Consider the following 24,085-nt stretch of genomic DNA (forward strand, 5'->3'; position numbering starts at 1 on the left):
AGATAAGTGAAACTATGACAAAAAAATGTTTTTGCATAAGCGGAAAAATCTTTGCATTGAATTTATTTGGAAAGAGATATTCTAAAAAAATCATAAAAAAGAGATATTTAAAGAAATATAGGCTATATCTTCACCCAGCTTTGGCCGTTGATGGAATCATTGAGAAAGATAACAAAATTTTATTGATAAAGAGGAAAAATAATCCGTTTAAAGGATGTTTTGCCCTTCCCGGGGGTTTTGTTGAATGTGGAGAAACAGTTGAAGAGGCAGTTGTTAGGGAAATTAAAGAAGAAACTGGGTTAATAACCAAAGTAAAAAGCTTATTGGGAGTTTATTCATCACCAGATAGAGACCCGAGAGGGCATGTAATTTCGATAGTATTTGTCTTAGATGTTGTAGGAGGGGAGTTAAAAGCTGGAGATGATGCGAAAGAGGCAGGGTTTTTTGATTTAAATAATCTTCCAGAGTTAGCTTTTGACCATAAAAAGATAATTGAAGATTACATGAGGTGGAAAAATGGTTAAGTTTTGCCCAAAATGCAAAAATTTAATGCTACCAAAAGATGGAAAATTAAAATGCGTTGTTTGTGGTTATGAAGAAGAAACAGGGTCTGAAGGAAGTAAAGAGTACGAATACAAAGAACACTTAGAAAATAGAAAAGAAAAGATCACTGTTATTGAAGGCGAAGGTGTAGAGACATTACCAACTACAAGAGTTGAATGTCCAAAGTGTGGACATAATGAAGCTTATTGGTGGCTACAGCAAACAAGATGTGCAGATGAGCCGGAAACAAGATTTTACAAATGTAAGAAATGTGGCCATACATGGAGAGAATACGATTAATATTAAAATCTCTTTTTTAATAAAATAGACAGATTATAAAAATTTATAAATAATGTGTATTATCATAAATTGTTGATATAATAATAACAAAAACAAATGGTGAATCCATGCCAGCAAAAGTATTGATAAATGGATATGGTTCAATTGGGAAGAGGGTAGCTGATGCTGTTTCAATGCAGGATGATATGGAAGTTATAGGGGTTACAAAGACGAAGCCAGATTTTGAAGCAAGATTGGCTGTTGAAAAAGGATACAAGTTATTTGTAGCAATTCCAGACAAGGAGAGAGTTAAGTTATTTGAAGACGCTGGAATTCCAGTTGAGGGAACTATTTTAGATGTTATAGAGGATGTAGACATAGTTGTTGATGGAGCTCCAAAAAAGATTGGAAAAGAAAACTTAGAAAATATCTACAAACCTCACAAAGTTAAAGCTATTCTTCAGGGAGGGGAAAAGGCTAAAGATGTTGAAGACAACTTTAATGCGTTATGGAGCTACGACAGATGTTATGGAAAAGACTACATAAGAGTTGTCTCATGCAACACAACAGGTTTGTGTAGAAGCTTATATGCAATAAACTCAGTTGCTGACATTAAAAAGGCAAGAGTTGTTTTGGTTAGAAGAGCTGCAGATCCAAACGATGATAAAAGAGGGCCAGTAAATGCTATAACACCAAATCCAGTTACAGTTCCTTCCCATCACGGTCCTGATGTTGTTTCAGTAGTTCCAGAGTTTGAAGGGAAGATTTTAACCTCCGCTGTTATAGTTCCAACAACATTAATGCACCAACACACTTTAATGGTTGAAGTTGATGGAAATTTTAGCAGGGATGATGTTTTAGAAGCTATAAACAAAACTCCAAGAATTATAACTGTTAAAGCTGATGAGGGATTTACATCAACAGCTAAAATTATCGAGTATGGAAGAGATTTAGGAAGGTTGAGGTATGATATAAACGAGTTGGTTGTTTGGGAGGAGAGCGTTAACGTCTTAGAAAATGAGATATTCTTAATGCAGGCTGTCCATCAAGAGAGTATAGTAATTCCTGAAAACATTGATTGTATTAGAGCCATGCTCCAAATGGAAGAAGATAACTTCAAATCAATTGAAAAAACAAATAAAGCTATGGGCATTCAATAAATTTCTTCTTTTTTATTTTTTTAGAGCTTTAATTTATTATTTTAAATATAGAAAATTATTTTCTTTTCATACCATATACCGAAAATCTTATATATCATAATACTAACTTAGTTTATAGTATTAAAAGGTGGTATTATGGACGATATAGATAGGAAAGCCATAAGCCTATTGATAGACGCCACCTTAATGAGCGAGGATGAAATTGAACGAACACTAAAAATATTAAGAAATATGGCAAGAATCAAAAAAAGAAGGGAAAAGAAGTTAAAATCAATTAAAGATGTTTTGGATTATTGGGCTTGCCAAGCTTATGAATACTCAATGAAAGCCTAGCTATTTTATTTTGATTATAAAATTGAAAGTAATATCAGGATAAAAACTCCCACCACTCCTCCAACCGCTATTATTAACAAGTTTATCAAATTTAAATGGATGTGGATTATTCCAAGAAAGTTTAGAATTCCTACCAAAATTAAACCTATTATTGTATTTACTGCAAGATATCTCAATATTCTATAGGTTAATTTAAAAACCAAAACTCCAATTACTATTACCAATAGCAATAAAATTAGATGTTCCAAACCCATAAATATCACCACAATAATTATCTTATTCAACTAAAATAAAAACCTTCTGTGTGGTTGATAATGATTAAAATTGTATATATCACAAAAAGAGGAAAAAGAATAGCTGAAGAAATTAAAGAAGTTTTAGATTACTATTTTTATGACAACCAAGTAGTTCATATAAAAGATTTTAAAATTGAAGGGAATGAAGAAGGGTTTATATTCATAATGGCAACAGGCATAGTTTTGAGGAAGTTTTTAAACAAAATTATGAACGATAAGTTTAAAGATCCATTTGTTATTGTTTGCAGTGAAAATAAGGAGATTATCCCATTATTATCAAATCACATAGGTGGAGGAAATTATTTCTCCAAATTAATAGCCAACAACATAAATGGAAGGGTTGTTTTTACCACAGCTACAGATGTGAATGGAAAGTTAGGGGTTGATGAACTCTCCAAACTGCTATTTTTAGAAACTCCTAAGAGGAAGGACATAGTTGAAATAAATAAAAAAATTTTAGAGGAAGATGTAAATCTAATAATTCCAAAACATTGGGGGATAAAAACATTAAATGGGTATAAAATTGAATACCACGACAGTTATGAAGTTATTATAAATGATTCTATAAAATTGAAACCTTTAAAAATAGCTGTTGGTTTGGGAGCAACGAAAAATATTGAAAGGCATAAAGTTTATTGGGCAATTAAAAAGGCAGTGTTTTTAAGGAATATTCCAATTTGGAGAATTGATACATTTGCCACAATTGAAGACAAAAAAGATGAGAAAGGAATTTTAGAAACTATAAATAAATTTAAAAAGCCACTTTTTGTTTTTAAACGAGAGGAGATTAATGAAGTCTACAAAAAAATTGATTTGGAAAAATCTGAGTTTGTTTATAAACATTTGGGTGTTTATGGGGTTTCTGAACCTGCATCAATGTTGGCAGTTAAAAAACTAACAAATAAGGATTTTGATAGCATAAAATTATTGTTAAAAAAGTTTAAAAGGAATGGGGTTACTGTTGCAATATCTATTGAGCAGTAACCTCTTGTTCTTCTTTTTCTTCTCCATACAATATTTTTGCTATTTGTTTTAAAGCTTCAATTCCTTTTGCCTCAGTTCTTAAAAGTGGAACGTATGCTATAACCTTATCTCCAAACTTCTCTTTAATCATTTCCAATCTCTTTAACTGCAACTCTCTCCTTGCCATACAGAAATCACACTGAACATCTTCTGGGATAAGCTGATTTACAATAACCGCATCAATTGGAATTCCATACTTTTGAAGGGCTTTCATTGCCCTCTCACTCTCTAAAATACTCATCTCCTCTGGAATAACTACCAATCTAAATGAAGTTCTTTCAGGGTCTGATAAAATCTTCCTTGCTTTAACTATTCTCTCCTTCATCTTCTCCAATTCTTCTAACATCTTATCGTAATCAATATCCTCACCTTTACCTCCAAATGGTAAAAGCTTTTTCATCATTTTCATGAATCCGCTCATCTGTTTTCTCAACTTAATGAGCTTTGTCATATATTTATCCATAACCTCTGGCATTCCTAAAAACCTTAAGGTGTGTCCTGTTGGTGCGGTGTCAAATATAACTACATCAAACTCATTACTGTCCATATATTTTAAGAATACATCAAATGCAGCACTTTCATCAGTTCCTGGGGAGAGGGCAGCCATCTCTAACTGATCTTCCAACATCTCTCCTAAGAATGGATTTTCTTCTATTTGAGCTTTTAATTTTTCTTTATATTCTTCCATTGCCTTTTGTGGGTCAATCTCAACAACGTATAAGTTGTCAAAGCCTTTAACCTTTGTTGGTTCATGCCCAAATTCTTGCTCAAATATATCCCTCAATGAGTGGGCAGGGTCTGTTGAGACGATAACCACTTTTAATCCTTTTTGAGCTAAATAAACTCCAGTTGCGGCACTCATTGTAGTTTTTCCAACTCCTCCTTTACCTCCAAACATGATGTATTTGGTTCCATTCTTATTTTCCAATTTTTTTTCTGTTATTCCCCTCAATGAATTAATGGAATCCTTTATTTTTGATAACATTTAATATCACCTTAATTTTGTAAATTTTTATAATTTTATAGATAATTATAATGATTTTAATCTTGTTATGAGTTCATCAACATCAACCAAAGTATTTATGCAGCCATCCCTTAATAAAGGTTGTCCTTGTGAGGGAATTCCTTTCCTTGATAACATGTTCATTCCATAAAATAAATCCCTATTGCACGCAACACCAAAAACAGCCTCTGGCTTCTCCTCCTTCAAAATTCTTTTTAAAAATGTAGAGCCCGGGACTATATAAACTTTATAACCATTTTCTTTAGCAACTTTTATAATATCTCCTATTTTACATCTATTGCAAAATATACACTCAACACCATTTGGTGTTAGCTTAGCAGGACATTTTGTATCCCTAAGGCAGTGAGGTAATATTAAAACTCTCTTCTTAGTTTTTTTAAAAGCATTTTCATAGTATTTGTTGTAAAATTCAATTCCTACTCTATAAAATGTGTCTTCAGAGCCAATAAGTAGAAAAATCCTCAATAATATGGAGTGGAAACTGTCCATTAAAAACAAAGCTAAATTTGGAAATATTAACTTATTCTTTTTTAATAATACATAGCCAATAATTAAAATTAGGATAAAGGAGAAAAATGCTAATGCAAATATTGTTATTGTTATCATTCCTATAATTTGTAAAAAGCCATCTATCAAAATACATCCCTCCTGAAGTTTTATCAAAAACTAAAATTATAAAGGTTGATATCATGATAACATTGTGTAATAAATTTGCTGATTATAAATGTAATGATGTGGCAATAGTTGTTGATGTTTTGAGAGCTTCAACGACAATAACAACACTCCTATCATTTATCGATGAAGTATATATAACCACCTCAACATCTAAAAAAGAGGAAGCAATATACATTGGAGAAAGAAAAGGAAAAAAGATAGAGAATTTTGATTTTGGGAACTCTCCAACAGAAATTTTGGCAAATAAAGATGTTATAAAGGAGAGATATGAAAATGGGGAGAAAGTTATTTTAACAACTACAAATGGAACGAGAGTTTTAAAAAATTTGGAGGCAGAGCAGATATTTATAGGGGCTATTGTTAATGCAAAATTTGTTGCTGAAGCTGTTAAAGATTTTGAGGATATAAGCTTAGTTCCATGCCATAGAGAAAACAATTTTGCAATAGATGATTTTATTGGATGTGGTGTTATTGCCAAATACATTGACAGAGAGTTTGATGAGTTTATTAAAGCTGCATTGGAATTAACTAAGCATGATTGGATGTCTTTAATTTTAAACTCATCCTCTGCAAAGAATCTGAAAAATCTTGGATATGAAAAAGATGTTGTATTTGCATTATTGGAAAATAGCATCGATGCTGTTGGAATTTATGATAAAGAGGAAAGCAAAGTCGTTAGATTTAAATAAGTGATAATATGAGAATTGATATAAACAGGATAGAAAGGGAAGAAGAAATTAAAATGCTAAAAGAATTGAAATGGAACGGATTTGTTTTTTATCAATATGATGATGAATTCAGCAAAGAAAAGTACGAAGAGGTTAAGGAAATCGGGGAAAAATATAAGTTGAAAGTATATTCTGGAGTTAAAATAAAAACTGAAAATTCAAAAGAATTAAGAAATAAAGTAAAAAAGTTTAGAAACAAATGCCATATAGTGTTAGTTGAAGGAGGGGTATTGAAGATAAATAGAACCGCTGTTGAAATGCACGATGTTGATATTTTATCAACTCCAGAACTTGGAAGGAAAGATAGCGGAATAGACCACGTTTTAGCAAGATTGGCATCAACTCATAGGGTAGCTATTGAGCTAAATTTAAAAAATCTAATAAATAAAGATGGATATGAGAGGGCAAGAACATTATTATTCTTTAGGAATAACCTAAAATTGGCAAAAAAGTTTGATGTGCCAGTAATTATATGCTCAGATGCTGAGAATAAATATCAAATAAAAAATCCCTATGATTTAAGAGCATTTTTAAACACGTTAGTTGAGCCAATATATGCAAAAAAGATTATGGAAACAACATATAAGATATGCGAGTTTAGAGATTATTTAATGAGAGATAACGTTGTAAGATATGGAGTTGAGATTATAAAATAAAATAATAAAATTTATTTAATCATCTTTACAGAGTCTTTTAACCTTGCTGACGCATCCACCATACCAATTAGCCTTGGGTCTATATTGCTAACATCACCGTACTTCATATAATCAGTTACAGTTGGCTTTATTTTTGTAAATGCCCCTACGTAAATATCGTATCCATAAGGAAAATTTCTTTCACATATCTCTTCTATTTTATCCATTATTTCCTCAAATTTCTCCCCATCAGCTGTTATAACTATCTCCCCAACTTTAACTCTCAACTCCATATCCTCTCCTTTAACTTTAATGATCTTCCTATCTTGATGGTTTACTGGCAATCCTCTTGCAGGACCAAATGGAACTGTCTTTGGCAAAGGTTGCCCATGAACTATAACTCTAACAATTCCATCTACATCATAAATTTCATTTAACACCTTCTCTGTTGTCTCCGCCTTCAAATATCTGTGTGGAAATATCTTTATATCAACAACCTTTATTTCTTCACTCATAACTTTCACCTCAGTTTTCATAACAGTAGTGTATATCTCAACCTTTATAATACTTTCGATAAATTTAATATTACTTTAGAGGAATTAAAAATAAAAATTTTATTATCTAAATCTATAAATATAACCTAAGTAATATATACTCTTAAACTCAAATAATGAAAAGGCAAATTCACAATTCAATCTTTTTATATTAATTGAGTATAATTAATTTTAATGAAACAAAATTGTATTTTACGAGGTGTTTATTATGAGGAGAGAGTTTCCAGAAGAAGGGGATATAGTTATAGGGACTGTAAAGGATGTTAAACCTTATGGTGCGTTTGTAGAACTTTTAGAATATCCAGGAAAAGAAGGGATGATTCACATCTCTGAGGTTACGTCAGGATGGGTTAAAAACATTAGAGACCACGTTAAAGTTGGGCAGAGAGTTGTTGCAAAGGTTTTGAGAGTTGATGAAAAGAAAGGACATATCGATTTGTCTTTAAAGAGAGTTACTGAGCAACAGAAGAGAGCAAAAGTTCAGGAATGGAAGAGATTCCAAAGAGCTTCAAAGATGCTTGAAAGAGCCGCTGAAAAATTAGGTAAGAGCTTGGAAGAAGCTTGGGAGGAAGTTGGTTATTTATTGGAAGATGAGTTTGGAGAGTTATACAACGCATTTGAAACGTTGGTTATTGAAGGAAAAGAGGTTTTAGATGACTTAGAGATTAGTGAAGAATGGAAAGATGTTTTATATGAAGTTGCTAAAGAAAGTATAGAGCTAACAAATGTCGAAGTTGAGGGAATAATTGAAATGAAATCCTATGCACCAGATGGAATTAAGCAAATAAAGAAAGCTTTAACAGCTGCATTAAAAGCAAATCCTTATGAAGATGTTGAAGTTGAGATAACCTACATAGGAGCTCCAAAGTATAGAGTTGTTGTTAAAGCACCAGATTACAAAAGTGGGGAAGAAGTTTTAAAGAAAGTTTGTGAAAAGGCAGTAGCTACAATTAAAAAACTTGGTGGAGAGGGAACCTATTACAGGGAAAGTAAGAAGTAAATAAAGTGGTAGAGATGAAAATGAGAAAGTGCCTAAAATGCGGAACCTATACATTAAAAGAAATCTGCCCAAAATGTGGAGAAAAAACTGTAATTCCAAAACCTCCAAAATTTTCTTTAGAAGATAGATGGGGGAAGTATAGGAGAATGTTAAAGAGGGCTTTAAAAAATAAAAAAGCATAATATTCTCTTTTATTTTTTGTTTAAAATAATTTTTGTGATAACATGGAGCTTAGGTTATCATCAGGAAACATATTAGATGAAAAAGTCCATAAAGTAGGGATTATAGCCCTTGGTTCTTTTTTAGAGAATCACGGAGCTGTTTTGCCAATAGACACGGATATAAAAATAGCTTCATACATAGCTTTAAAAGCTGCTATTTTAACTGGAGCCAAGTTTTTAGGAGTAGTTATTCCATCAACTGAATATGAATATGTTAAACACGGCATACACAATAAGCCTGAAGACATCTATTATTATCTAAGATTTTTGATAAATGAAGGTAAAAAAATTGGTGTAGAGAAGTTTTTAATAGTTAATTGCCATGGGGGAAACATATTAATTGAGAAATTTTTAAAAGATTTGGAGTATGAGTTTGGAGTAAAGGTTGAGATGATAAATATAGCTTTCACTCACGCAGCTACTGAGGAGGTCTCAGTTGGCTATGTTATAGGGATAGCTAAAGCTGATGAAAAAAGTTTAAAAGAACATAACAACTTTGAAAAGTATCCTGAAGTTGGAATGGTTGGATTAAAAGAGGCGAGAGAAAATAATAAAGCGATAGATGAAGAGGCAAAGGCTGTTGAAAAATTTGGAGTTAGATTGGATAAAAATCTTGGAGAAAAGATTTTAAATGATGCGATAGAAAAGGTAGTTGATAAAGTAAAAGAGATGATAAGGTGAAATTATGGGTTGGGATAACGCCCCCTCTCACATCTGCAGGGGAGGAGATTTAAGAGGCTTAGCTTTTTGCTGTCCTCCAATAAAATACTGCCCCATCCATAAAGCATTGGCTGTATTAAAAATGTCTCTAGATGAATTTATAAAAATAAAGGAAGATTTTGGAAAAAGAACAAAGTTGGGTTTAGGAAAAAACACATGCTTTGGTAGCTTAGTTTGGTGTTGTAAGATAACAAAACCATGCCCTTATAGGGATTACGAGCTTGCCAGAAACAACATAAGCCCTGATGAATACATGGAATTAAAAAAACAGCTTGCTGAAGAAATTTTAAGGAACAGCCAATTTTTTAAAGAAGCTGTAGAAGTTTTTGTCAAAAAAGGTATTCCAAAAGATATTGCTGAAAAATGCATTTTAGAGACTGGAGATTTAAAAAAAGCTTATGAAATGGCAATAAAAATAATTAATAAAGATTAAAAAATCTTATTTTCTTGAAATACTTTAAACATATCATATTCCTCTTTTGAAAGCTTATAAATATAATATTTAACATCCTCAACTATGCACATACTCTTTAACAATCTATAGCTTTTCTCCCCACTATAATCCCTCAAAAACGCATATATCGGCTTTTTTTCTTTGGCAACTATATATCCAACTTCACTGCCTTCAATTTTAATTAAACACGTTCCATTAGATAAGGCATCAATTAATGAGGCATTCTCTAAGATTAGAGGTTCTTTTGAAGAAATTATTTTTTTAACTACTTCGTCAATTGAATCTCCAAAGAATAAAACACCTTCAGGAAATTCCCTTTTTAAAGAATTCAATTCGTTATTTGATATTTTTTCAATCTTTGCAACTATCTCACTAACGGCAAACGTTGTTTTTAACTTACTAATTGCTCTTTTTCCAAATAAGTTTTTCTTTCCAAAATATACTGCAAAAATTTCCTTCTTATTTTTATAGATAACAACTGCCTTTTCATTTTTGAATCTTTTTGGCATGAAAATAACTTTATCGAACGAAGTTAGGTATTTGTATATATCATTATACGAATTAAGAATAAAGCCATTATTAAAAACCAAACTTAGCTTTGAAACCTCAACAATAGATTCATCTGGCTTAAAATTTTTTAAGGCAGATTTTATTTCCTCTCCACTACCTTCATAAATCTCTATTAAAAATTCGTCAGGTATTTGGGAAAATATCTCCTCTAAACTTTTTTCTTTTCCATTTAATTTTGATGATATGAGTTTTGAATTTATATAATATAATAAAGCGTTATCTAACCTAATAATCCCGGTAAAATTAGCCAACCCCGAAATAACTTCCTTTAAATCCTCAACTCTCCCAAACTTTGAATAAACCTTCTCCATAATCTCACAAAAAAGAAAAAAAATAATGGCGGCGCAGGGGGGGAATCGAACCCCGAGGGCATCCGCCCTCGACGGATCTGAAGTCCGCCCCGGGCTACCAAGCCCGGTACCCCGCGCCACATTATAGGTGTATTTATGATAATTATAGAGGACATATTTAAAGGTTGTTCACACATAAAAACATATGCCCATTAAAGAAACTGATAACAAATGGAATAAAATATTCCTTATTTTTAAGAAAATTTTCTTTAAAAAATTGAAATAATAATGTTTATATATTAATTCTAATAACTATCTAATTAATTTATAATGATTTATAATGACAAATTAGGTGATGTTATGGATTTAAATGCTTTGATAAAAATTATTGAAAAAGTTGGAAGAATAGAGATTGAAAATATAACAATTACTGCCGATGAGCTAATAATAAACATCCCTTCAGCCCCTCCTGTTGTCATTCCTCAAACGCCATCAATAAAAGAAAAATTAGCTGATGAAGGAATAATTGAAATTAAAGATGTTCCAGAATTAGATTGGGAACCACCAATTGAAAAGTATCCAGGATACATAAGGGAAGTTCAGTTTGGAAGATCCAAAGAAGAAGGGGGAAGAGGAAAGGTTGTAAAAATTGGTGGGCAGAGAGCTTTATACAGGTTTGAAGAACCACAGCCAAACCCACCAGTTGTTACATTTGATATATTCGATATGCCAATGCCAGGATTGCCAAAACCAGTTAGAGAGTTTTTCCAAGATGTTATGGAAGATCCATGCGAATGGGCAAAGAAGTGTGTTAAAGAATTTGGGGCTGATATGATAACAATACACCATGTTTCAACAGACCCAAAAATTAAGGATACAAGCCCAAAAGAAGCTGCAAAATTAATGGAAGATTTACTACAAGCAGTTGATGTTCCATTTGTTATTGGAGGTAGTGGAAACCCTCAAAAAGATCCATTGGTTTTAGAGGCGTGTGCAGAGGCTGCAGAAGGAGACAGGTGTTTATTGGCATCAGCAAACTTAGAGTTGGATTACAAAAAGATAGTTGATGCCGCTATGAAGTACGACCACAACGTATTGGCATGGAGCATTATGGATCCAAACATGGCAAGGGATTTAAACAGAAAATTAATTGAGGCTGGTTTAGATCCAAATAAAATAGTTATGGACCCAACAACATGTGCTTTAGGTTATGGTATTGAGTTCTCAATTAACGCAATGGTTAGATTGAGATTGAATGGACTTAAAGGGGATGAGTTAGTCAATATGCCAATGTCTTCTGGAACAACAAACGCTATTGGGGCAAGAGAGGCATGGATGAACAATCCTGAATGGGGACCAAGAGAGTATAGGCTTCCATTGTGGGAGATAACCACTGGAATTACAATGATGATGTGTGGAGTTGATTTATTCATGATGCTCAACCCAATATCAGTAAAAACATTGAAAGAAATTGGAAGAACATTAACAACAAAGCCTGGAGAAGTTAAATTAAATACAAACAACTATGAATGGATCGTAGCAAAAGCATAAAACATTTTTAATTTAAAGGTGATTGAAATGGCAAAAAAAGTTAGTGCAATGGACATTTATAAGTTATTGCCAAAAACAAACTGTAAAAAATGTGGTCAACCTTCATGTATGGCATTTGCTACAAAATTGTTAGAGAAAGAGGCAACAGTTGACCAATGTCCAATTTTAAATACACCAAAATTTGAAGAAAATAAAAAGAAGATTATAGAACTTGTATCTCCACCTGTAAAAGAGGTTTGGTTTGGAAATGATGAAAGGAAGGCAGTTATGGGTGGAGATGAAGTAATGCATAGATATGAGTTGGCATTCTTCAACCCAACGCCTATCGGTATTGATATAAGTGATGAATTAAGTGAAGAGGAGATCAAAAATAGAGCTAAAGAAATAGAGAACTTTGTATTTGAAAGAACTGGAGAGCAGTTAAAATTGGACTTTATTGTTATAAGAAATGCTTCTGGAGATGTTGAGAAATTTAAAAAAGCTATAGAGATTGTTGAAAAAGAAACAAAAATGCCTATTTGTATTGCCTCATTAAATCCTGAGATTATAAAAGAGGCTTTAAAAGTAGTTAAATCAAAACCAATGGTTTATGCCGCAACAAAAGATACATTAAATGATTTCATAAAAGCCATTAAGGAGCTTAAAAAAGAGAATGATGTTGTTTTAGTATTATCATCAAATAACGTCAAAGATTTAAAAAATATGGCTGCAAAGTGCTTAGCTAATGGTATTGAAGATTTGGTTTTAGAACCACATACATACCCAGAAAATATCGCCGAAACATTAGATTTAAATACCATGATTAGAAGAAGCGCTATTGAAAGGGAGGATAAATACTTAGGATTTCCAATATTGAACTTACCAATTAATGCCTATTACTATGCTTTAAACAATGAATGTCCAATTTCTGTATTTTTTGAGGATAAAGAAGTTGTTGCCAAGATGTTTGAAGCTACAATTGCAAATACTTTAATGAATAGGTATGCAGATGCTTTAATCATGCATGGAACAGATATTTGGGAGCTAATGCCAATCTTAACATTGAGGCAGTGCATTTATACTGACCCAAGAAAACCACAGGCAGTTGAGCCTGGATTATATCCAATTGGAAACCCAGATGAAAACAGCCCAGTTATATTAACAACGAACTTCTCATTAACATTCTACACAGTTACTGGAGACTTTGAGAAAGACAACGTTACTTGCTGGCTGTTGGTAATGGATACTGGAGGTAGAGCAGTTGATGTCTCAGTTGCAGGAGGGCAGTATAATGGAGAAAATGCTAAAAAATTAATTGAAGAAACAGGAATTGCTGAAAAAGTAAATCATAGAATAATAATTCTACCTGCATTAGCAGCACCAGCAAGAGGAGATATTGAGGATAAAACAGGATGGACGTGTGTTGTTGGAACGAGAGATTCTTCCCAAGTTGGTGACTTCCTGAGAAAGAACTGGGATAGGATATTAAAAGAATGGAGAGAAAAGAATAAAGCTAATTAAATTTTTTATATCGATGAAAGAGTTTTATTATTTAAATAATTAGTTTTTATAATTTATTTTTTGATTTTAAGGATTTTTATTGAATTTTGAAGGGTAGCTTATTTTAAAATTTCTAAGTATTTAGATTAACTAAATTTTAATTGCTTTATTTTAATGAAATGGAAAGCTTTGCTTTCCAGTTATGAAAATCTACAATTTTCATTCAACTTTTACTAAAAGTTTCGTTAGAAGAGATTTCTTATAATTTCTAACGCTTTTTCTATATCCTCATACTTCGTGGCGTAGCTGAATCTTATATAATTAGCCCCATTTTCTCCAAATGCAATTCCAGGAACGCATAAAACTTTATTTTCAATTAATTTTTTAGCAACCTCTACACCATCTCCATACTCAGACACATCTGGGAATATGTAAAATGCCCCATCAGGTTTATTAACTTTAAAAACATCTTTTAATCCATTGTATATCAAATCCCTCCTCCTTCTAAACTCATTAACCATATCCTCAACACATTTTTGACTTCCTCTCAAAGCTGCTAAAGCACCATGTTGGGCAAAGGTTGTAGCACAGGCAAAGCTGTATTGGTGGATTTTTATCATGTTGTTGATTAAATCCAACTCATTACTTAATTCATCTGAAACAGCCAAATAACCAATTCTCCAACCAGTCATTGCATAGGTTTTAGAAAATCCATTTATTAGTATGCATCTATCAGTAAATTGCATTGGTGAGTAGTGTTTTTTATCATAGATAATTTTATCATAAACTTCATCCGAAATTATAATTAAATTGTAGTCCTCAGCTATTTCTGCCAATCCTTTTATTGTTTCTTTGTCATAAACCTTTCCAGTAGGATTTGCTGGGGAGTTAAAGATTATCAACTTTGTTTTTTTAGTTATCGATTCTTTAACCTCTTCTAAATCAACATCAAAATTCTCATCCAAATTTATATTTTTAATCTTCCCTTCTGCAAACTCTGTTAATGAAAAATAAGATACAAAAGATGGGTTTGGAATTAAAACTTCATTCCCTCTATCAACTAAAGCCATTATTGATAACATTAACGCCTCTGAAGCTCCGCAGGTAATTATTATATTATCTTTATCAACATCTAAGTTATAATCTTTCTTCAATTTGTTGCTTATCTCTTCTCTAAGCTCTGGAATACCATTGTTTGGAGAGTAGTGAGTTTTTCCCTCATCTAATGCCTTTTTTGCCTTTTCAACTATATGCTTTGGTGTATCAAAATCTGGCTCCCCTATTCCCAAATTTATGCAATCAGATGTCGCCAAATTAAAAACTTCCCTAATTGCTGACGGCTTTATATTTTTACATCTACTGCTTATCATCCTTACACCCTCAATTTTTGCAGATAGCAATTTTTATATTGTCTTTATATAGTTATCTTTTTACATGCATAATTTTTAATACCTCCCAAGCCATTAGAAATTTTAATTGGTAGTATTATATAATAGGAGTTATCAGCTTTATAATAGGATTAGTATCTATTTAACGCAGTATTTAACAATTATTTAAGGTGAAACTATGGAAAAAGAAGGAAAAATGAGATTAACTGAAATGGTTAAACTCCATGGATGAGCTTGCAAACTGCCCAGCACCGAGTTAGAGTATTTAGTTAAAGGAATAGTTACTGACAAAGATTTATCAAATAAAGATATTTTAGTTGGGTTGGGTGATGATGCAGCAGTAATTAAAAGAGATGGGTTGGTTATAGCAAAGACCGTTGATGTTTTCACTCCAATTGTTGATGATCCCTATATACAAGGGAAGATAGCTGCCTGTAACTCAATGAGCGACATCTATGCCATGGGATTGTTGGATATAGTTGGAGTCTTAGCAATTGTAGGTATTCCAGAAAAATTGCCAATACCCATAGTTAGAGAGATGCTGAAAGGATTTCAGGACTTTTGTAGAGAAAATGAAACAACAATCGTTGGAGGGCATACAATACTAAATCCATGGCCTTTGATTGGAGGAGCTGTTACAGGAGTTGGAAAAGAGGAAGAGGTCTTAACAAAGGCTGGAGCTAAGGAAGGAGACATCTTAATATTAACAAAACCACTAGGAACTCAGACAGCGATGGCGTTATCAAGGATTCCAGAGGAATTTAAAGATTTAATAGATGTTAGTGAGGAAGAGAAAGAGTATATAATAAATAAGGCAATAGAGCTAATGACTACATCAAATAGATATGCGTTAATGGCTTTGAGAAGAGCGGAAAAAAGAGTTGGGGATAAAATAGCCAATGCATTAACTGATATAACAGGATTTGGTATATTAGGGCATTCAAATGAAATGGCTGATAACAGTAACGTTTTGATAGAGATAAATTTACTTCCATGCATAAAAAAGACCCCAGAATTGAGTAGGTTGTTTGGACATGCTTTATTGGATGGATATGGAGCTGAAACTGCTGGAGGTTTATTAATATCGGCAAAAAAAGAATACAAAGATGATTTAATTAATGAGTTGGAGAAATCTAACTGCTATGCCTTTGAAGTTGGAAGGGTAGTTAAAAAAGGAGAAGGAAAGGCAGTTTTAAGTAAAGATGTTAAAGTTATTGAAATTTAAACTCGGTGCTGGGCAGATATAGCAATAAAATGATAATGTTGTTGCAAATGTGCCGAACCCTTTTAAGGGAGGCACATCGAATAAACCATTATTTTACCTTAAAGTATAAAAATCAAATGAGGGATTCTTTATAAATACAACTCCTCTGGTGAAAGTATGAATATAAACTTAGAAGAAATTTTAAAAAAACAGCCATTGTATAGTGGAAAGGCAAAATCTATTTATGAAATTGATGAAGATAAGGTGTTAATTGAGTTTAGGGATGATATAACAGCTGGAAATGGGGCTAAGCATGATGTTAAGCAGGGAAAGGGTTATTTAAACGCTTTAATATCTTCAAAGTTGTTTGAAATTTTGGAAAAAAATGGTATAAAAACCCACTACATAAAATATATAGAGCCAAGATACATGGTGGCTAAAAAAGTTGAAATAATTCCAATAGAGGTTATAGTTAGAAACATAGCCGCTGGAAGTTTGTGTAGAAGGTATCCCTTTGAAGAGGGGAAAGAGCTACCTTTCCCAGTTGTTCAGTTTGATTATAAAAATGATGAATATAAAGATCCGATGTTAAATGATGATATTGCAGTGGCATTAGGTTTAGCTACAAGAGAAGAGTTAAATAAGATTAAAGAGATTGCATTAAAGGTTAACGAAGTATTGAAAAAATTGTTTGACGAAAAAGGTATTATATTAGTTGACTTCAAAATTGAAATTGGAAAAGATAAAGATGGCAATTTATTAGTTGCTGATGAGATTAGCCCAGACACCATGAGATTGTGGGATAAAGAGACAAGAGATGTTTTAGATAAGGATGTGTTTAGAAAGAATTTAGGAGATGTTATTGCAAAATATAGAGTTGTTGCTGAAAGGTTAGGATTGTTATAAATTGGTGAAACTATGTACAAAGCAACGGTTATAATAAAGCTAAAAAAAGGTGTTTTAAACCCAGAAGGAAGAACAATAAAGAGGGCTTTAAACTTTTTAGGATTTGATAATGTTAAAGAAGTCCAAACGTATAAGATGATTGATATAATTATGGAAGGGGAGAGTGAAGAAAAGGTTAAGGAAAAAGTTGAGGAGATGTGTAAAAAGTTGTTGGCAAACCCTGTTATTCACGATTACGAGATAAAAATAGAGAAGGTCGATTAATTAAACTTTTTTATCCATTTTAGTTAAAATTTACTCAATTTAAAATTTTTTGAGTTGGTGATTAAATGGAGAAGAAGAGAAAGCTTATTTTATTTGATTTTGATAGCACGTTGGTTAATAACGAAACAATCGATGAGATAGCTAAAGAGGCAGGTGTTGAGGAAGAAGTTAAGAAGATAACAAAAGAGGCTATGGAAGGAAAATTAAACTTTGAGCAGTCTTTAAGAAAAAGAGTTAGCTTATTAAAAGACCTTCCAATTGAAAAGGTTGAAAAAGCCATTGAGAGGATAACACCAACTGAAGGAGCTGAAGAAACGATCAAAGAATTAAAAAATATGGGTTATGTTGTTGCCGTTGTTAGTGGAGGCTTTGACATCGCCGTAAATAAAATTAAAGAAAAATTGGGATTGGATTACGCTTTTGCAAATAGGTTAATTGTTAAGGATGGAAAATTAACAGGAGAAGTTGAAGGAGATGTTTTAAAAGAAGATGCTAAGGGAGAGATTTTAGAAAAAATAGCTAAAATTGAAGGAATAGATTTAAAAGATACTGTTGCCGTAGGCGATGGAGCAAACGATGTAAGTATGTTCAAAAAAGCAGGTTTGAAGATAGCATTTTGTGCCAAACCAATTTTAAAAGAAAAGGCGGATATTTGCATAGAGAAGAGAGATTTAAGAGAAATTTTAAAGCATGTTAAATAACTAATATGTAATTTTCCACTTAAAAACGATAGTTGAATTTAAAGAATTTGCAACTTGTTATATTATAATAAAATTAAACCAAAATTAAACATAGTAAAATAGTAAAATATATAGAGTATGAAACGTCATAAATAAATTTTAGTGTATAATAATATTTATTGTATAATATCATTTTTAATTCCTACTTATTTGGTGATGTTTTATGGGAAAAAATAAAAATGCAAGAATAAATACATTAGAAGCTGTAATTAACGTCTTAAAGGCTTATGAAGAATTATTTAACGGAAATTTAATAAAAGCACTTTATTACATTGATAAATCTTTAGAATTAGAGCCGGATTTCCATTTAGCTTTGTTTTTAAAAGGACTATATTAACGGCTAAGGGAGAAATAAAAGAGGCAGTCAAAATATTTGAAGAATTAATAAAATGTCAGTCAAAAAATCCAATAACTTGGGTATTTGCTGGACAATTATATGGAATGTTTGGAAATTGTGAAGAGGCATTAAAATGCTATGATAAAGCATTAGGCATTGAAAATAAATTTTTATCTGCATTTTTGCTAAAAACAACTTGTTTAGAATCTCTGGGTAAATATGATGAATTACTGAAAACTTATGATGAAATGTTAAGCCATGTCCCAGAATTGGCTCCAATATGGGTTGAAAAGGCAGAAATATTAAGAAAATTGGGAAAATACGAAGAAGCCTTATTTTGCGTAAATAAAGCTTTGGAATTAAAACCAGATAGTAAAAATGCTTTATATATAAAGGGTGTTTTACTAAAAAGATTGGGGAAATACAAAGAGGCTTTAGAATGTTTCAAAAAATTAATAGATGAGTTAAATACGAAATGGTTAGATGCAATAAAACATGCCATCTATTTATCTTTAACTCTTGACAATTTAAAAGATGCTGAAAGATACATAAATATGGGATTAAAAATTAGAGAAGATGACGTAATTTTATGGTATTTTAAAGGAAGGCTATATGAATATTTAGGAAAATTAGATGAGGCATTAAAATGCTATAATAAGGTTATTGAACTGCAACCAACTTACACCAAAGCACTTTTAAATAAAGCCAGAATATATGAAAAGCAAGGTGATATTGAAAAAGCTATTAAGTACTACAATAAAGCCATAGATGGGAGAAATAAAGATTTTAGTGAGTAAATGTCTTTTTTTATTTTACATAGATTTAATTTAGAAAATTTAAAATTTTATAATTTTTAAACGGGATTTTTATGGAGTTTGAAAGCTATATTAGGGAGAAATTTCCATATCCCAAAATTAGGGAACCACAAAAAAGAATGATGCTAAAAATTTACAACTGTATAAAAAATAGAAAAAACTTGATAGTTGAAGCACCAACTGGTGTTGGGAAAACTTTAGGGTATTTAATTCCAGCCATATATTTTGCTGAAAGAGGGAAGAGGGTTTTAATACTAACAGAGACAATAGACCAGCAAGTTAGGATTTATGAAGATTTAAGCTCTTTAAAGCATAATTTAAAGGTTTCATTTTTAATGGGAAAGAGTAATTTTATTTGCAAATCAAAAGGAGGAAAGGCAAATAGATTGTATTGTCAATTAAATAAAAAATGCTTATATAGACCAAATAAAAGACCAATTTGTTACTGTGGAACAAAAAAACAACAGATAAATTTAGGGGATAAAGTTCTTTACTACTGCCCATACTGTTGCTGTGAATATCAAAAGGCAAAAATAGAGAGTATCTTAGCTGATATTGTAGTGATGAATTATAGTATGTTTTATTTTGCAAAGGAGGAGATTGAGAAAAAAAGAGATGTTGATGTAATTATTTGTGATGAAGCACATAAATTGGAAGATAGTGTAAGGAATTCCTCAACAATTGTCATAAATCCAGAATTATCAATTAATAGATTGAAATATATGGCTTTATATTACGCTCCAAACATTTTAAAAAAGAGATTAAATATTGAGGATGAGAACTTTTGGGAAATAATTGAAAGATATTTAACAAGTAAAGGCATCAATATAGACATCTGCAAGGAAACAATTATTTTTGATGGAGAAAATTTGAGTTCTTGGAGGTATAAAACAGAACTCGCTGTGTTGGGAGCTATCTTAGATGGTTATTATCAAATAAACAATATAAAGGACAAAATATTAAGATTTAAAGAAAATGAAGAAATTGATAAGGAAGAGCTAAAATTTGAAATTGACAGCAAGGCGTTAATTGCCATAGAACTCGATTTTATCCACAAAAGGAAATTATCTGACATGTATCTTCTTGAATTTATAGAGAATATTAAAGATTTGAAATATATTAATGACAACTATGTAATTTACAGAAGTGGAAATTCTTTATTATGTGAGCCGGTTTTTGTTAGCTCACATTTAAAAGAGCTTTATAATAATGCAGTAGTTATACACTGCTCAGCAACAATTGGAAATCTAAAGATGCATGCTTTAAAAACAGGAGTAGATAAAGCTGAATTTTTGGTATTAGAAAGTCCATTCCCTAAGAATAGGAAAAAAATCATCGCCCTAAAAGATGGAGTAGATATGAAACATGAAAAGAAGGATAGGGAAAAAGCAAACAAAAATCTATTAAAAATATTGGAAGCGATAAATGGGAACTCTTTAGTTTTATTTAAGAGTTTTGAAGATTTGGATAGTTTTTACAAATATATAAAAAGAGAAATTGCAAAAACAAACATTAAAAATAAGAATATTCACGTTTATGAGCAGGGAATGGATGGAAAAGAGGCCAAGGAATTGAAAGAGAGATTTGAAAAAATTGGAGGGATTTTATTAGCAACTGGAAGGTTTGCTGAGGGGGTTGATATTCCAGGAGAGGCATTGGTAGGGGTTGTTATCGATGCCCTCCCCTTCCCAGTCCCAACTCCCTTAATATTGAGAGAGCAGAGAATATTGGAGGAAAAATTCAAAAATAGAGGTGTTAGAGATGCCCATTGGAGAGCTTTTTTAATGACATCGTTTGACAGGATGGCGAGAACTTTGGTTCAGATGATTGGAAGGTTAATAAGGACGGAAAATGATTATGGGGTTGTAGTTATACAGGATAAAAGGTTTTCAGATTGGGTTGGAAGAGTTATGAAAGAAAAAGGTTATTTAAAAGATAATTATGAAGTTATGAGCTTGGATATGGCTGTGAGATATATTCCAAAGTTTATGTGCCAATTTAGAAACAATTTTTAAATTTTTATTTTTTCTATTTTAATTTGTATATTTGAATTAATAAATAAATATGTCTAAAATAAAAACGAACCTTTTAGTATAGTCCATCAAATTATATTGCAGTAGGGATGAACGTAGTGAAGCCCACTCTGGGATATACCAATAGGGGCTTTGCCCCTATAGAAATAAAAATATGGTAGGGCGGCGGGGATTCGAACCCCGGACCACTCGGTTATCAGCCGAGCACTCTAACCAGGCTGAGCCACCGCCCTACTGAAAGCAAAAATTAGATAATAATAACTAATATATATACTTTTCGGTTATTTGTTCATTCATATAATTTATTCTAATGGAGTAACTCTAACGTTATCGTAATAAGCCCTTCCTCCACCAATTCCTATCCCTCCCTTAAGTATTGGATTGTTGTTATCAGTGTATTCAATATATTTCTGCCCTCCTACGAGGAATACTATTTTGTTATCTTTTGCTATAACTTTATATCTATAGAAATCCGTACCTGCTGGAGCCGCACTATAAGATTCAGCCAATTTCTCTACCTTACTTCCATTAAATTTATAGAGTGCATAACCTCTATCATATCTCTCTATCTCTATAAAATACCCAGCTTGTGCATTATTTACCAATCTAAAATATATTTTTGGATTGTCCTTATCTTCAAACCGTTTTATATCTACAATAAGTTCAAAATTAGTATAATTTTTGTCAATATAAATTATTCCATTGTTAATTGGAACCGCAACGTTATTTATTGACTTTTTATCCTCACTCATTATTCCTTCAATTTTAAAACCTCCTTCCTTAACTTTCCACTCCCCAAATGGAGCCTTTTCTCCCATAGTATAGGAAGAGAAGTCATCGTAAAATTGCTTTGGACCTACTTCAAAACAACCACACAGCCCCAAATATAGGATTGAAATCGTTAAAATGGCAATTACCTTTTTAAAACTCATCATTATTCACCTTTGATACATCCATATATTGCCTCAATAATATTCTTTAATGTGGTATTGGTTTTTATTCCTTTTGGATTGTAGTGTGTTACTGAAGCTTTAAAACCCATTTCTCTTAATTTATTTATGATATTTTGCATTGGCGGAACCGAAATCTTTAACATCTTTCCTATTTGGTGGGTGTCATAGCATCCAATTTGGTCTATTTCAGCTTCTCCTCTAATAGCTTTTAAAATCTTTAAAACTCTCTCACCAAATCCTCTCTCTTCAGCTATTTTTAAAGCTTCCTCTACTAAAGCTTTATCGTACAAATTACCTATATACAACGGCCCAGAAAAGCCTTTTTCATAGCCTTCCTCAAACTTCCTAACCATTTTTATTCCATTAACATCTTTAACATAGCCGAGCATGTCAAAAACTTTGTCAGCCCTCTTAGCCCCTCTATCTGTAACTAAATAAACCCTAACATAATGGTCTGTAGCATGACAAAATATTGGTTTTAAAGCAATCTCATATCTTGTAGCCATTCTCATAGCATAACCAGCTAAAATTCTCAATGCAAATTCATGACAGTCTCTACCAAATAAAGGGTAAGCCAAATATTTCCTTAGGCAGGATTTTTTAGCTCTTCCACATAAAGCGGCTGTATCTGTTGCTGTTAAGCAGAGTAAGCCATTCCTTGTTACTAAAGCTCTTATAGCTTGGTCTATGTATGGAGATGGAGAGCCAAAAGGGTCTAAATCTACAAGATTAAAAAATCTAAAGTGCCTCGATAAGAATGTGTTTGCATCTTCATTATAAACCTCAATATTTTCAATTTTATTTAATTTTGCATTATTTATTATCTTTTCATAAGCTATTGGGTTTATATCGTTTAAAAAAACTTTTAAATCTCCATCAAAATTGAGTTCTTTAACATACCTAAGCCCTCTAATTCCACTTCCAGCTAATGCATCGGCAATATAAAATTTATCCTTTTTATGATACAAGTTTAAAAATGCCTGAACTACAGCTATACTTATATCTCTACATGTTTTCATTCTTGGATTGTAAAATACTTCATCCTTTTTTGTAACTGTTAATTTATCTGGAACTTCAAAAACTACTTCTCCCTCTTTTAGAATCATATTATATCCCTCAAAACCGTTTTTCAATAGCTATATTCTAAAATCAATATTAAAATTTGCTTCTAATAACATCCAAATACTTATATACATATTTGAAATTAATAAATAACCATATTACAATTTGGTGATATTATGGCAGAATATGATTTTAAAATAGAATATAAGCCTGCATACTCGTTATTAAAAATAAATCTAAAAAATCAGAGTATTATCGCTGAAAGAGGAGCTATGGTATATATGAGCCCAAATATAACAATTGATACAAAAATGAGTGGGGGCTTAGTAGGAGCTTTAAAGAGAGCGATAGTTGGAGAGGGAGTATTTTTAAATAAATTCAGTGGCACTGGAATATTGGCTTTATCCCCAAATTATGTTGGAGATATAATTCATCATGAATTGAATGGAACTCTATACCTCCAAAGTGGAGCATATTTAGCATCATCACCAAATATAAACATCGATACAAAATTTGGAGGAATAAAAACATATTTTGGAGGTAAAGGAATATTTTTAATAAAACTTGAAGGGAAAGGAGATGTGTTTTTATCATCCTTTGGAGCTCTTGAAACTGTAGAATTAAACGATGAAACTTTAATAGTTGACAATGGAAATCTTGTTGGATTCACAGGTGGACTTTCATATTCTTTAAAAAGGATTGGAGGGTTGAAATCAACATTACTTGGTGGAGAAGGATTAGTTTATGAGTTTAGAGGAACTGGGAAAGTGTATATTCAAACAAGAAATATGGAAAGCTTTGTAGATTTCTTAATGAAGTATCTACCCATCAAAGAAGATAAATAAAAA

29 protein-coding genes and 2 tRNA genes are annotated in these 24,085 nt (G+C 31.8%); 21 read left to right on the forward strand and 10 right to left on the reverse strand.

All coding sequences use genetic code 11. The features are described 5' to 3' along the window. Positions 1-14: 14 nt before the first annotated feature. The 4 genes from nudF (at position 15) to MEFER_RS04070 (ending at position 2,315) form a co-directional block, all read left to right on the forward strand. Entirely contained in the window at positions 15-524 is a 510-nt protein-coding gene (gene nudF / locus MEFER_RS04055) for an ADP-ribose pyrophosphatase (protein WP_015791362.1), read from the forward strand. Continuing rightward, the gene (locus MEFER_RS04060) at positions 517-843 is read left to right on the forward strand and encodes a transcription factor S (RefSeq protein WP_015791363.1); all 327 of its coding nucleotides are present in this window, start codon (positions 517-519) and stop codon (positions 841-843) included. Before nudF ends, MEFER_RS04060 begins: the two co-directional genes overlap by 8 nt. 107 nt (positions 844-950) lie before the next feature. Beyond that, positions 951-1,982, forward strand: a complete 1,032-nt coding sequence (locus MEFER_RS04065; protein WP_015791364.1) for a type II glyceraldehyde-3-phosphate dehydrogenase — start codon at positions 951-953, stop codon at positions 1,980-1,982. 135 nt (positions 1,983-2,117) lie between these two features. Then, entirely contained in the window at positions 2,118-2,315 is a 198-nt protein-coding gene (locus tag MEFER_RS04070; protein WP_015791365.1) for a hypothetical protein, read from the forward strand. A gap of 14 nt (positions 2,316-2,329) precedes the next feature. Here MEFER_RS04070 and MEFER_RS04075 read toward each other — a convergent pair whose 3' ends face one another. Beyond that, positions 2,330-2,569 (reverse strand): pro-sigmaK processing inhibitor BofA family protein, encoded by a 240-nt coding sequence (locus MEFER_RS04075; RefSeq protein WP_015791366.1) that lies wholly within the window; start codon positions 2,567-2,569, stop codon positions 2,330-2,332. Positions 2,570-2,629: 60 nt separating this feature from the next. On the opposite strand from MEFER_RS04075, the gene MEFER_RS04080 reads away from it, so the two are divergent. Beyond that, positions 2,630-3,595, forward strand: a complete 966-nt coding sequence (locus MEFER_RS04080) for a cobalt-precorrin 5A hydrolase (RefSeq protein ID WP_015791367.1) — start codon at positions 2,630-2,632, stop codon at positions 3,593-3,595. On the opposite strand, the gene MEFER_RS04085 is transcribed toward MEFER_RS04080, so the two are convergent. Both MEFER_RS04085 and MEFER_RS04090 read right to left on the reverse strand, forming a co-directional pair. After that, positions 3,582-4,619: a TRC40/GET3/ArsA family transport-energizing ATPase gene (locus tag MEFER_RS04085; protein ID WP_015791368.1), complete on the reverse strand. Its 1,038-nt coding sequence runs from the start codon at positions 4,617-4,619 to the stop codon at positions 3,582-3,584. The genes MEFER_RS04080 and MEFER_RS04085 overlap by 14 nt on opposite strands. Before the next feature lie 45 nt (positions 4,620-4,664). After that, on the reverse strand, positions 4,665-5,264 hold the full coding sequence (locus tag MEFER_RS04090) for a DUF116 domain-containing protein (RefSeq protein ID WP_048056425.1): 600 nt from the start codon (positions 5,262-5,264) through the stop codon (positions 4,665-4,667). 83 nt (positions 5,265-5,347) lie between these two features. Here MEFER_RS04090 and comB point away from each other — a divergent pair, with 83 nt between their 5' ends. After that, a complete protein-coding gene (comB, locus tag MEFER_RS04095; protein ID WP_015791370.1) occupies positions 5,348-6,022 on the forward strand; it encodes a 2-phosphosulfolactate phosphatase in 675 nt (224 codons plus the stop codon). An 8-nt stretch (positions 6,023-6,030) separates the two neighbouring features. Further along, positions 6,031-6,717 carry a ribonuclease P protein component 3 gene (gene rnp3 / locus MEFER_RS04100; RefSeq protein ID WP_015791371.1) on the forward strand — a complete coding sequence of 229 codons (687 nt, stop codon included), beginning with the start codon at positions 6,031-6,033 and terminating at the stop codon, positions 6,715-6,717. A gap of 11 nt (positions 6,718-6,728) precedes the next feature. Here the strand turns inward: rnp3 and mcrD are convergent, their stop codons facing one another. After that, positions 6,729-7,211 carry a methyl-coenzyme M reductase operon protein D gene (gene mcrD / locus MEFER_RS04105; RefSeq protein WP_048056319.1) on the reverse strand — a complete coding sequence of 161 codons (483 nt, stop codon included), beginning with the start codon at positions 7,209-7,211 and terminating at the stop codon, positions 6,729-6,731. A gap of 247 nt (positions 7,212-7,458) precedes the next feature. Between mcrD and MEFER_RS04110 the strand changes: the two genes are divergently transcribed. Genes MEFER_RS04110 through MEFER_RS04125 form a run of 4 tightly spaced genes read left to right on the forward strand, consistent with a single transcriptional unit; the run spans position 7,459 to position 9,624 of the window. Next, positions 7,459-8,250: a translation initiation factor IF-2 subunit alpha gene (locus MEFER_RS04110; protein WP_015791373.1), complete on the forward strand. Its 792-nt coding sequence runs from the start codon at positions 7,459-7,461 to the stop codon at positions 8,248-8,250. A 14-nt stretch (positions 8,251-8,264) separates the two neighbouring features. Then, a complete protein-coding gene (locus MEFER_RS04115; RefSeq protein ID WP_048056320.1) occupies positions 8,265-8,432 on the forward strand; it encodes an RNA-protein complex protein Nop10 in 168 nt (55 codons plus the stop codon). 42 nt (positions 8,433-8,474) lie between these two features. Next, entirely contained in the window at positions 8,475-9,152 is a 678-nt protein-coding gene (gene arfB / locus MEFER_RS04120; RefSeq protein WP_015791375.1) for a 2-amino-5-formylamino-6-ribosylaminopyrimidin-4(3H)-one 5'-monophosphate deformylase, read from the forward strand. A gap of 4 nt (positions 9,153-9,156) precedes the next feature. After that, a complete protein-coding gene (locus tag MEFER_RS04125; protein WP_015791376.1) occupies positions 9,157-9,624 on the forward strand; it encodes a methanogenesis marker 9 domain-containing protein in 468 nt (155 codons plus the stop codon). On the opposite strand, the gene MEFER_RS04130 is transcribed toward MEFER_RS04125, so the two are convergent. Both MEFER_RS04130 and MEFER_RS04135 read right to left on the reverse strand, forming a co-directional pair. Further along, positions 9,621-10,526 (reverse strand): hypothetical protein, encoded by a 906-nt coding sequence (locus MEFER_RS04130; protein ID WP_015791377.1) that lies wholly within the window; start codon positions 10,524-10,526, stop codon positions 9,621-9,623. The two genes, MEFER_RS04125 and MEFER_RS04130, sit on opposite strands and share 4 nt — an antisense overlap. 26 nt (positions 10,527-10,552) lie before the next feature. Further along, positions 10,553-10,644: transfer RNA gene (locus tag MEFER_RS04135), tRNA-Sec, on the reverse strand. 191 nt (positions 10,645-10,835) lie between these two features. Here MEFER_RS04135 and cdhD point away from each other — a divergent pair. Beyond that, complete coding sequence (gene cdhD, locus MEFER_RS04140) at positions 10,836-12,056, forward strand: CO dehydrogenase/acetyl-CoA synthase subunit delta (RefSeq protein ID WP_015791378.1); 1,221 nt, start codon at positions 10,836-10,838, stop codon at positions 12,054-12,056. 27 nt (positions 12,057-12,083) lie between these two features. Continuing rightward, complete coding sequence (gene acsC / locus MEFER_RS04145) at positions 12,084-13,556, forward strand: acetyl-CoA decarbonylase/synthase complex subunit gamma (RefSeq protein ID WP_015791379.1); 1,473 nt, start codon at positions 12,084-12,086, stop codon at positions 13,554-13,556. Between the two features lie 224 nt (positions 13,557-13,780). Here acsC and MEFER_RS04150 read toward each other — a convergent pair whose 3' ends face one another. After that, entirely contained in the window at positions 13,781-14,905 is a 1,125-nt protein-coding gene (locus MEFER_RS04150; RefSeq protein WP_015791380.1) for a pyridoxal phosphate-dependent aminotransferase, read from the reverse strand. A gap of 196 nt (positions 14,906-15,101) precedes the next feature. On the opposite strand from MEFER_RS04150, the gene selD reads away from it, so the two are divergent. From selD to MEFER_RS04180, 7 genes are all read left to right on the forward strand, one after another. After that, complete coding sequence (gene selD / locus MEFER_RS04155) at positions 15,102-16,148, forward strand: selenide, water dikinase SelD (protein ID WP_015791381.1); 1,047 nt, start codon at positions 15,102-15,104, stop codon at positions 16,146-16,148. Between the two features lie 156 nt (positions 16,149-16,304). Then, entirely contained in the window at positions 16,305-17,033 is a 729-nt protein-coding gene (purC, locus tag MEFER_RS04160; protein WP_015791382.1) for a phosphoribosylaminoimidazolesuccinocarboxamide synthase, read from the forward strand. 12 nt (positions 17,034-17,045) lie between these two features. Next, on the forward strand, positions 17,046-17,297 hold the full coding sequence (gene purS, locus MEFER_RS04165; RefSeq protein ID WP_015791383.1) for a phosphoribosylformylglycinamidine synthase subunit PurS: 252 nt from the start codon (positions 17,046-17,048) through the stop codon (positions 17,295-17,297). Positions 17,298-17,362: 65 nt separating this feature from the next. Further along, positions 17,363-17,998, forward strand: a complete 636-nt coding sequence (gene serB, locus MEFER_RS04170) for a phosphoserine phosphatase SerB (protein WP_015791384.1) — start codon at positions 17,363-17,365, stop codon at positions 17,996-17,998. A gap of 202 nt (positions 17,999-18,200) precedes the next feature. Next, the gene (locus MEFER_RS08515) at positions 18,201-18,374 is read left to right on the forward strand and encodes a hypothetical protein (protein WP_015791385.1); all 174 of its coding nucleotides are present in this window, start codon (positions 18,201-18,203) and stop codon (positions 18,372-18,374) included. A 104-nt stretch (positions 18,375-18,478) separates the two neighbouring features. Then, a complete protein-coding gene (locus MEFER_RS04175) occupies positions 18,479-19,171 on the forward strand; it encodes a tetratricopeptide repeat protein (RefSeq protein WP_015791386.1) in 693 nt (230 codons plus the stop codon). Between the two features lie 71 nt (positions 19,172-19,242). Then, on the forward strand, positions 19,243-21,204 hold the full coding sequence (locus MEFER_RS04180; RefSeq protein WP_015791387.1) for an ATP-dependent DNA helicase: 1,962 nt from the start codon (positions 19,243-19,245) through the stop codon (positions 21,202-21,204). 173 nt (positions 21,205-21,377) lie between these two features. Here the strand turns inward: MEFER_RS04180 and MEFER_RS04185 are convergent. The 3 genes from MEFER_RS04185 to MEFER_RS04195 all read right to left on the reverse strand — a co-directional run bounded on the left by MEFER_RS04185 (position 21,378) and on the right by MEFER_RS04195 (position 23,281). After that, a tRNA-Ile gene (locus MEFER_RS04185) sits at positions 21,378-21,455 on the reverse strand. 69 nt (positions 21,456-21,524) lie between these two features. Continuing rightward, positions 21,525-22,154, reverse strand: a complete 630-nt coding sequence (locus MEFER_RS04190; RefSeq protein ID WP_048056426.1) for a family 16 glycoside hydrolase — start codon at positions 22,152-22,154, stop codon at positions 21,525-21,527. Positions 22,155-22,156: 2 nt separating this feature from the next. Then, complete coding sequence (locus MEFER_RS04195) at positions 22,157-23,281, reverse strand: tRNA (guanine(10)-N(2))-dimethyltransferase (protein ID WP_015791389.1); 1,125 nt, start codon at positions 23,279-23,281, stop codon at positions 22,157-22,159. Between the two features lie 132 nt (positions 23,282-23,413). On the opposite strand from MEFER_RS04195, the gene MEFER_RS04200 reads away from it, so the two are divergent. Further along, entirely contained in the window at positions 23,414-24,082 is a 669-nt protein-coding gene (locus MEFER_RS04200; RefSeq protein ID WP_015791390.1) for a TIGR00266 family protein, read from the forward strand. The last annotated feature ends 3 nt before the right edge of the window (positions 24,083-24,085 follow it).

This window comes from Methanocaldococcus fervens AG86 (assembly GCF_000023985.1).
GTDB lineage: Archaea > AGJL01 > Methanococci > Methanococcales > Methanocaldococcaceae > Methanocaldococcus > Methanocaldococcus fervens.

Coding starts and splice junctions, on each gene's coding strand:
- MEFER_RS04065 (WP_015791364.1), top strand. CDS start 951: ATGCCAGCAAAAGTATTGATAAATGGATATGGTTCAATTGGGAAGAGG.
- MEFER_RS04080 (WP_015791367.1), top strand. CDS start 2,630: ATGATTAAAATTGTATATATCACAAAAAGAGGAAAAAGAATAGCTGAA.
- MEFER_RS04075 (WP_015791366.1), bottom strand. CDS start 2,569: ATGGGTTTGGAACATCTAATTTTATTGCTATTGGTAATAGTAATTGGA.
- cdhD (WP_015791378.1), top strand. CDS start 10,836: ATGATTTATAATGACAAATTAGGTGATGTTATGGATTTAAATGCTTTG.
- acsC (WP_015791379.1), top strand. CDS start 12,084: ATGGCAAAAAAAGTTAGTGCAATGGACATTTATAAGTTATTGCCAAAA.
- MEFER_RS04195 (WP_015791389.1), bottom strand. CDS start 23,281: ATGATTCTAAAAGAGGGAGAAGTAGTTTTTGAAGTTCCAGATAAATTA.
- MEFER_RS04180 (WP_015791387.1), top strand. CDS start 19,243: ATGGAGTTTGAAAGCTATATTAGGGAGAAATTTCCATATCCCAAAATT.
- MEFER_RS04150 (WP_015791380.1), bottom strand. CDS start 14,905: ATGATAAGCAGTAGATGTAAAAATATAAAGCCGTCAGCAATTAGGGAA.
- arfB (WP_015791375.1), top strand. CDS start 8,475: ATGGAGCTTAGGTTATCATCAGGAAACATATTAGATGAAAAAGTCCAT.
- MEFER_RS04085 (WP_015791368.1), bottom strand. CDS start 4,619: ATGTTATCAAAAATAAAGGATTCCATTAATTCATTGAGGGGAATAACA.
- nudF (WP_015791362.1), top strand. CDS start 15: ATGACAAAAAAATGTTTTTGCATAAGCGGAAAAATCTTTGCATTGAAT.
- mcrD (WP_048056319.1), bottom strand. CDS start 7,211: ATGAGTGAAGAAATAAAGGTTGTTGATATAAAGATATTTCCACACAGA.
- MEFER_RS04125 (WP_015791376.1), top strand. CDS start 9,157: ATGGGTTGGGATAACGCCCCCTCTCACATCTGCAGGGGAGGAGATTTA.
- MEFER_RS04110 (WP_015791373.1), top strand. CDS start 7,459: ATGAGGAGAGAGTTTCCAGAAGAAGGGGATATAGTTATAGGGACTGTA.
- MEFER_RS04200 (WP_015791390.1), top strand. CDS start 23,414: ATGGCAGAATATGATTTTAAAATAGAATATAAGCCTGCATACTCGTTA.
- serB (WP_015791384.1), top strand. CDS start 17,363: ATGGAGAAGAAGAGAAAGCTTATTTTATTTGATTTTGATAGCACGTTG.
- MEFER_RS04060 (WP_015791363.1), top strand. CDS start 517: ATGGTTAAGTTTTGCCCAAAATGCAAAAATTTAATGCTACCAAAAGAT.
- comB (WP_015791370.1), top strand. CDS start 5,348: ATGATAACATTGTGTAATAAATTTGCTGATTATAAATGTAATGATGTG.
- MEFER_RS04115 (WP_048056320.1), top strand. CDS start 8,265: ATGAAAATGAGAAAGTGCCTAAAATGCGGAACCTATACATTAAAAGAA.
- MEFER_RS04175 (WP_015791386.1), top strand. CDS start 18,479: ATGTTTGGAAATTGTGAAGAGGCATTAAAATGCTATGATAAAGCATTA.
- MEFER_RS04070 (WP_015791365.1), top strand. CDS start 2,118: ATGGACGATATAGATAGGAAAGCCATAAGCCTATTGATAGACGCCACC.
- MEFER_RS04090 (WP_048056425.1), bottom strand. CDS start 5,264: ATGATAACAATAACAATATTTGCATTAGCATTTTTCTCCTTTATCCTA.
- purC (WP_015791382.1), top strand. CDS start 16,305: ATGAATATAAACTTAGAAGAAATTTTAAAAAAACAGCCATTGTATAGT.
- rnp3 (WP_015791371.1), top strand. CDS start 6,031: ATGAGAATTGATATAAACAGGATAGAAAGGGAAGAAGAAATTAAAATG.
- MEFER_RS04130 (WP_015791377.1), bottom strand. CDS start 10,526: ATGGAGAAGGTTTATTCAAAGTTTGGGAGAGTTGAGGATTTAAAGGAA.
- MEFER_RS04190 (WP_048056426.1), bottom strand. CDS start 22,154: ATGAGTTTTAAAAAGGTAATTGCCATTTTAACGATTTCAATCCTATAT.
- purS (WP_015791383.1), top strand. CDS start 17,046: ATGTACAAAGCAACGGTTATAATAAAGCTAAAAAAAGGTGTTTTAAAC.
- MEFER_RS08515 (WP_015791385.1), top strand. CDS start 18,201: ATGGGAAAAAATAAAAATGCAAGAATAAATACATTAGAAGCTGTAATT.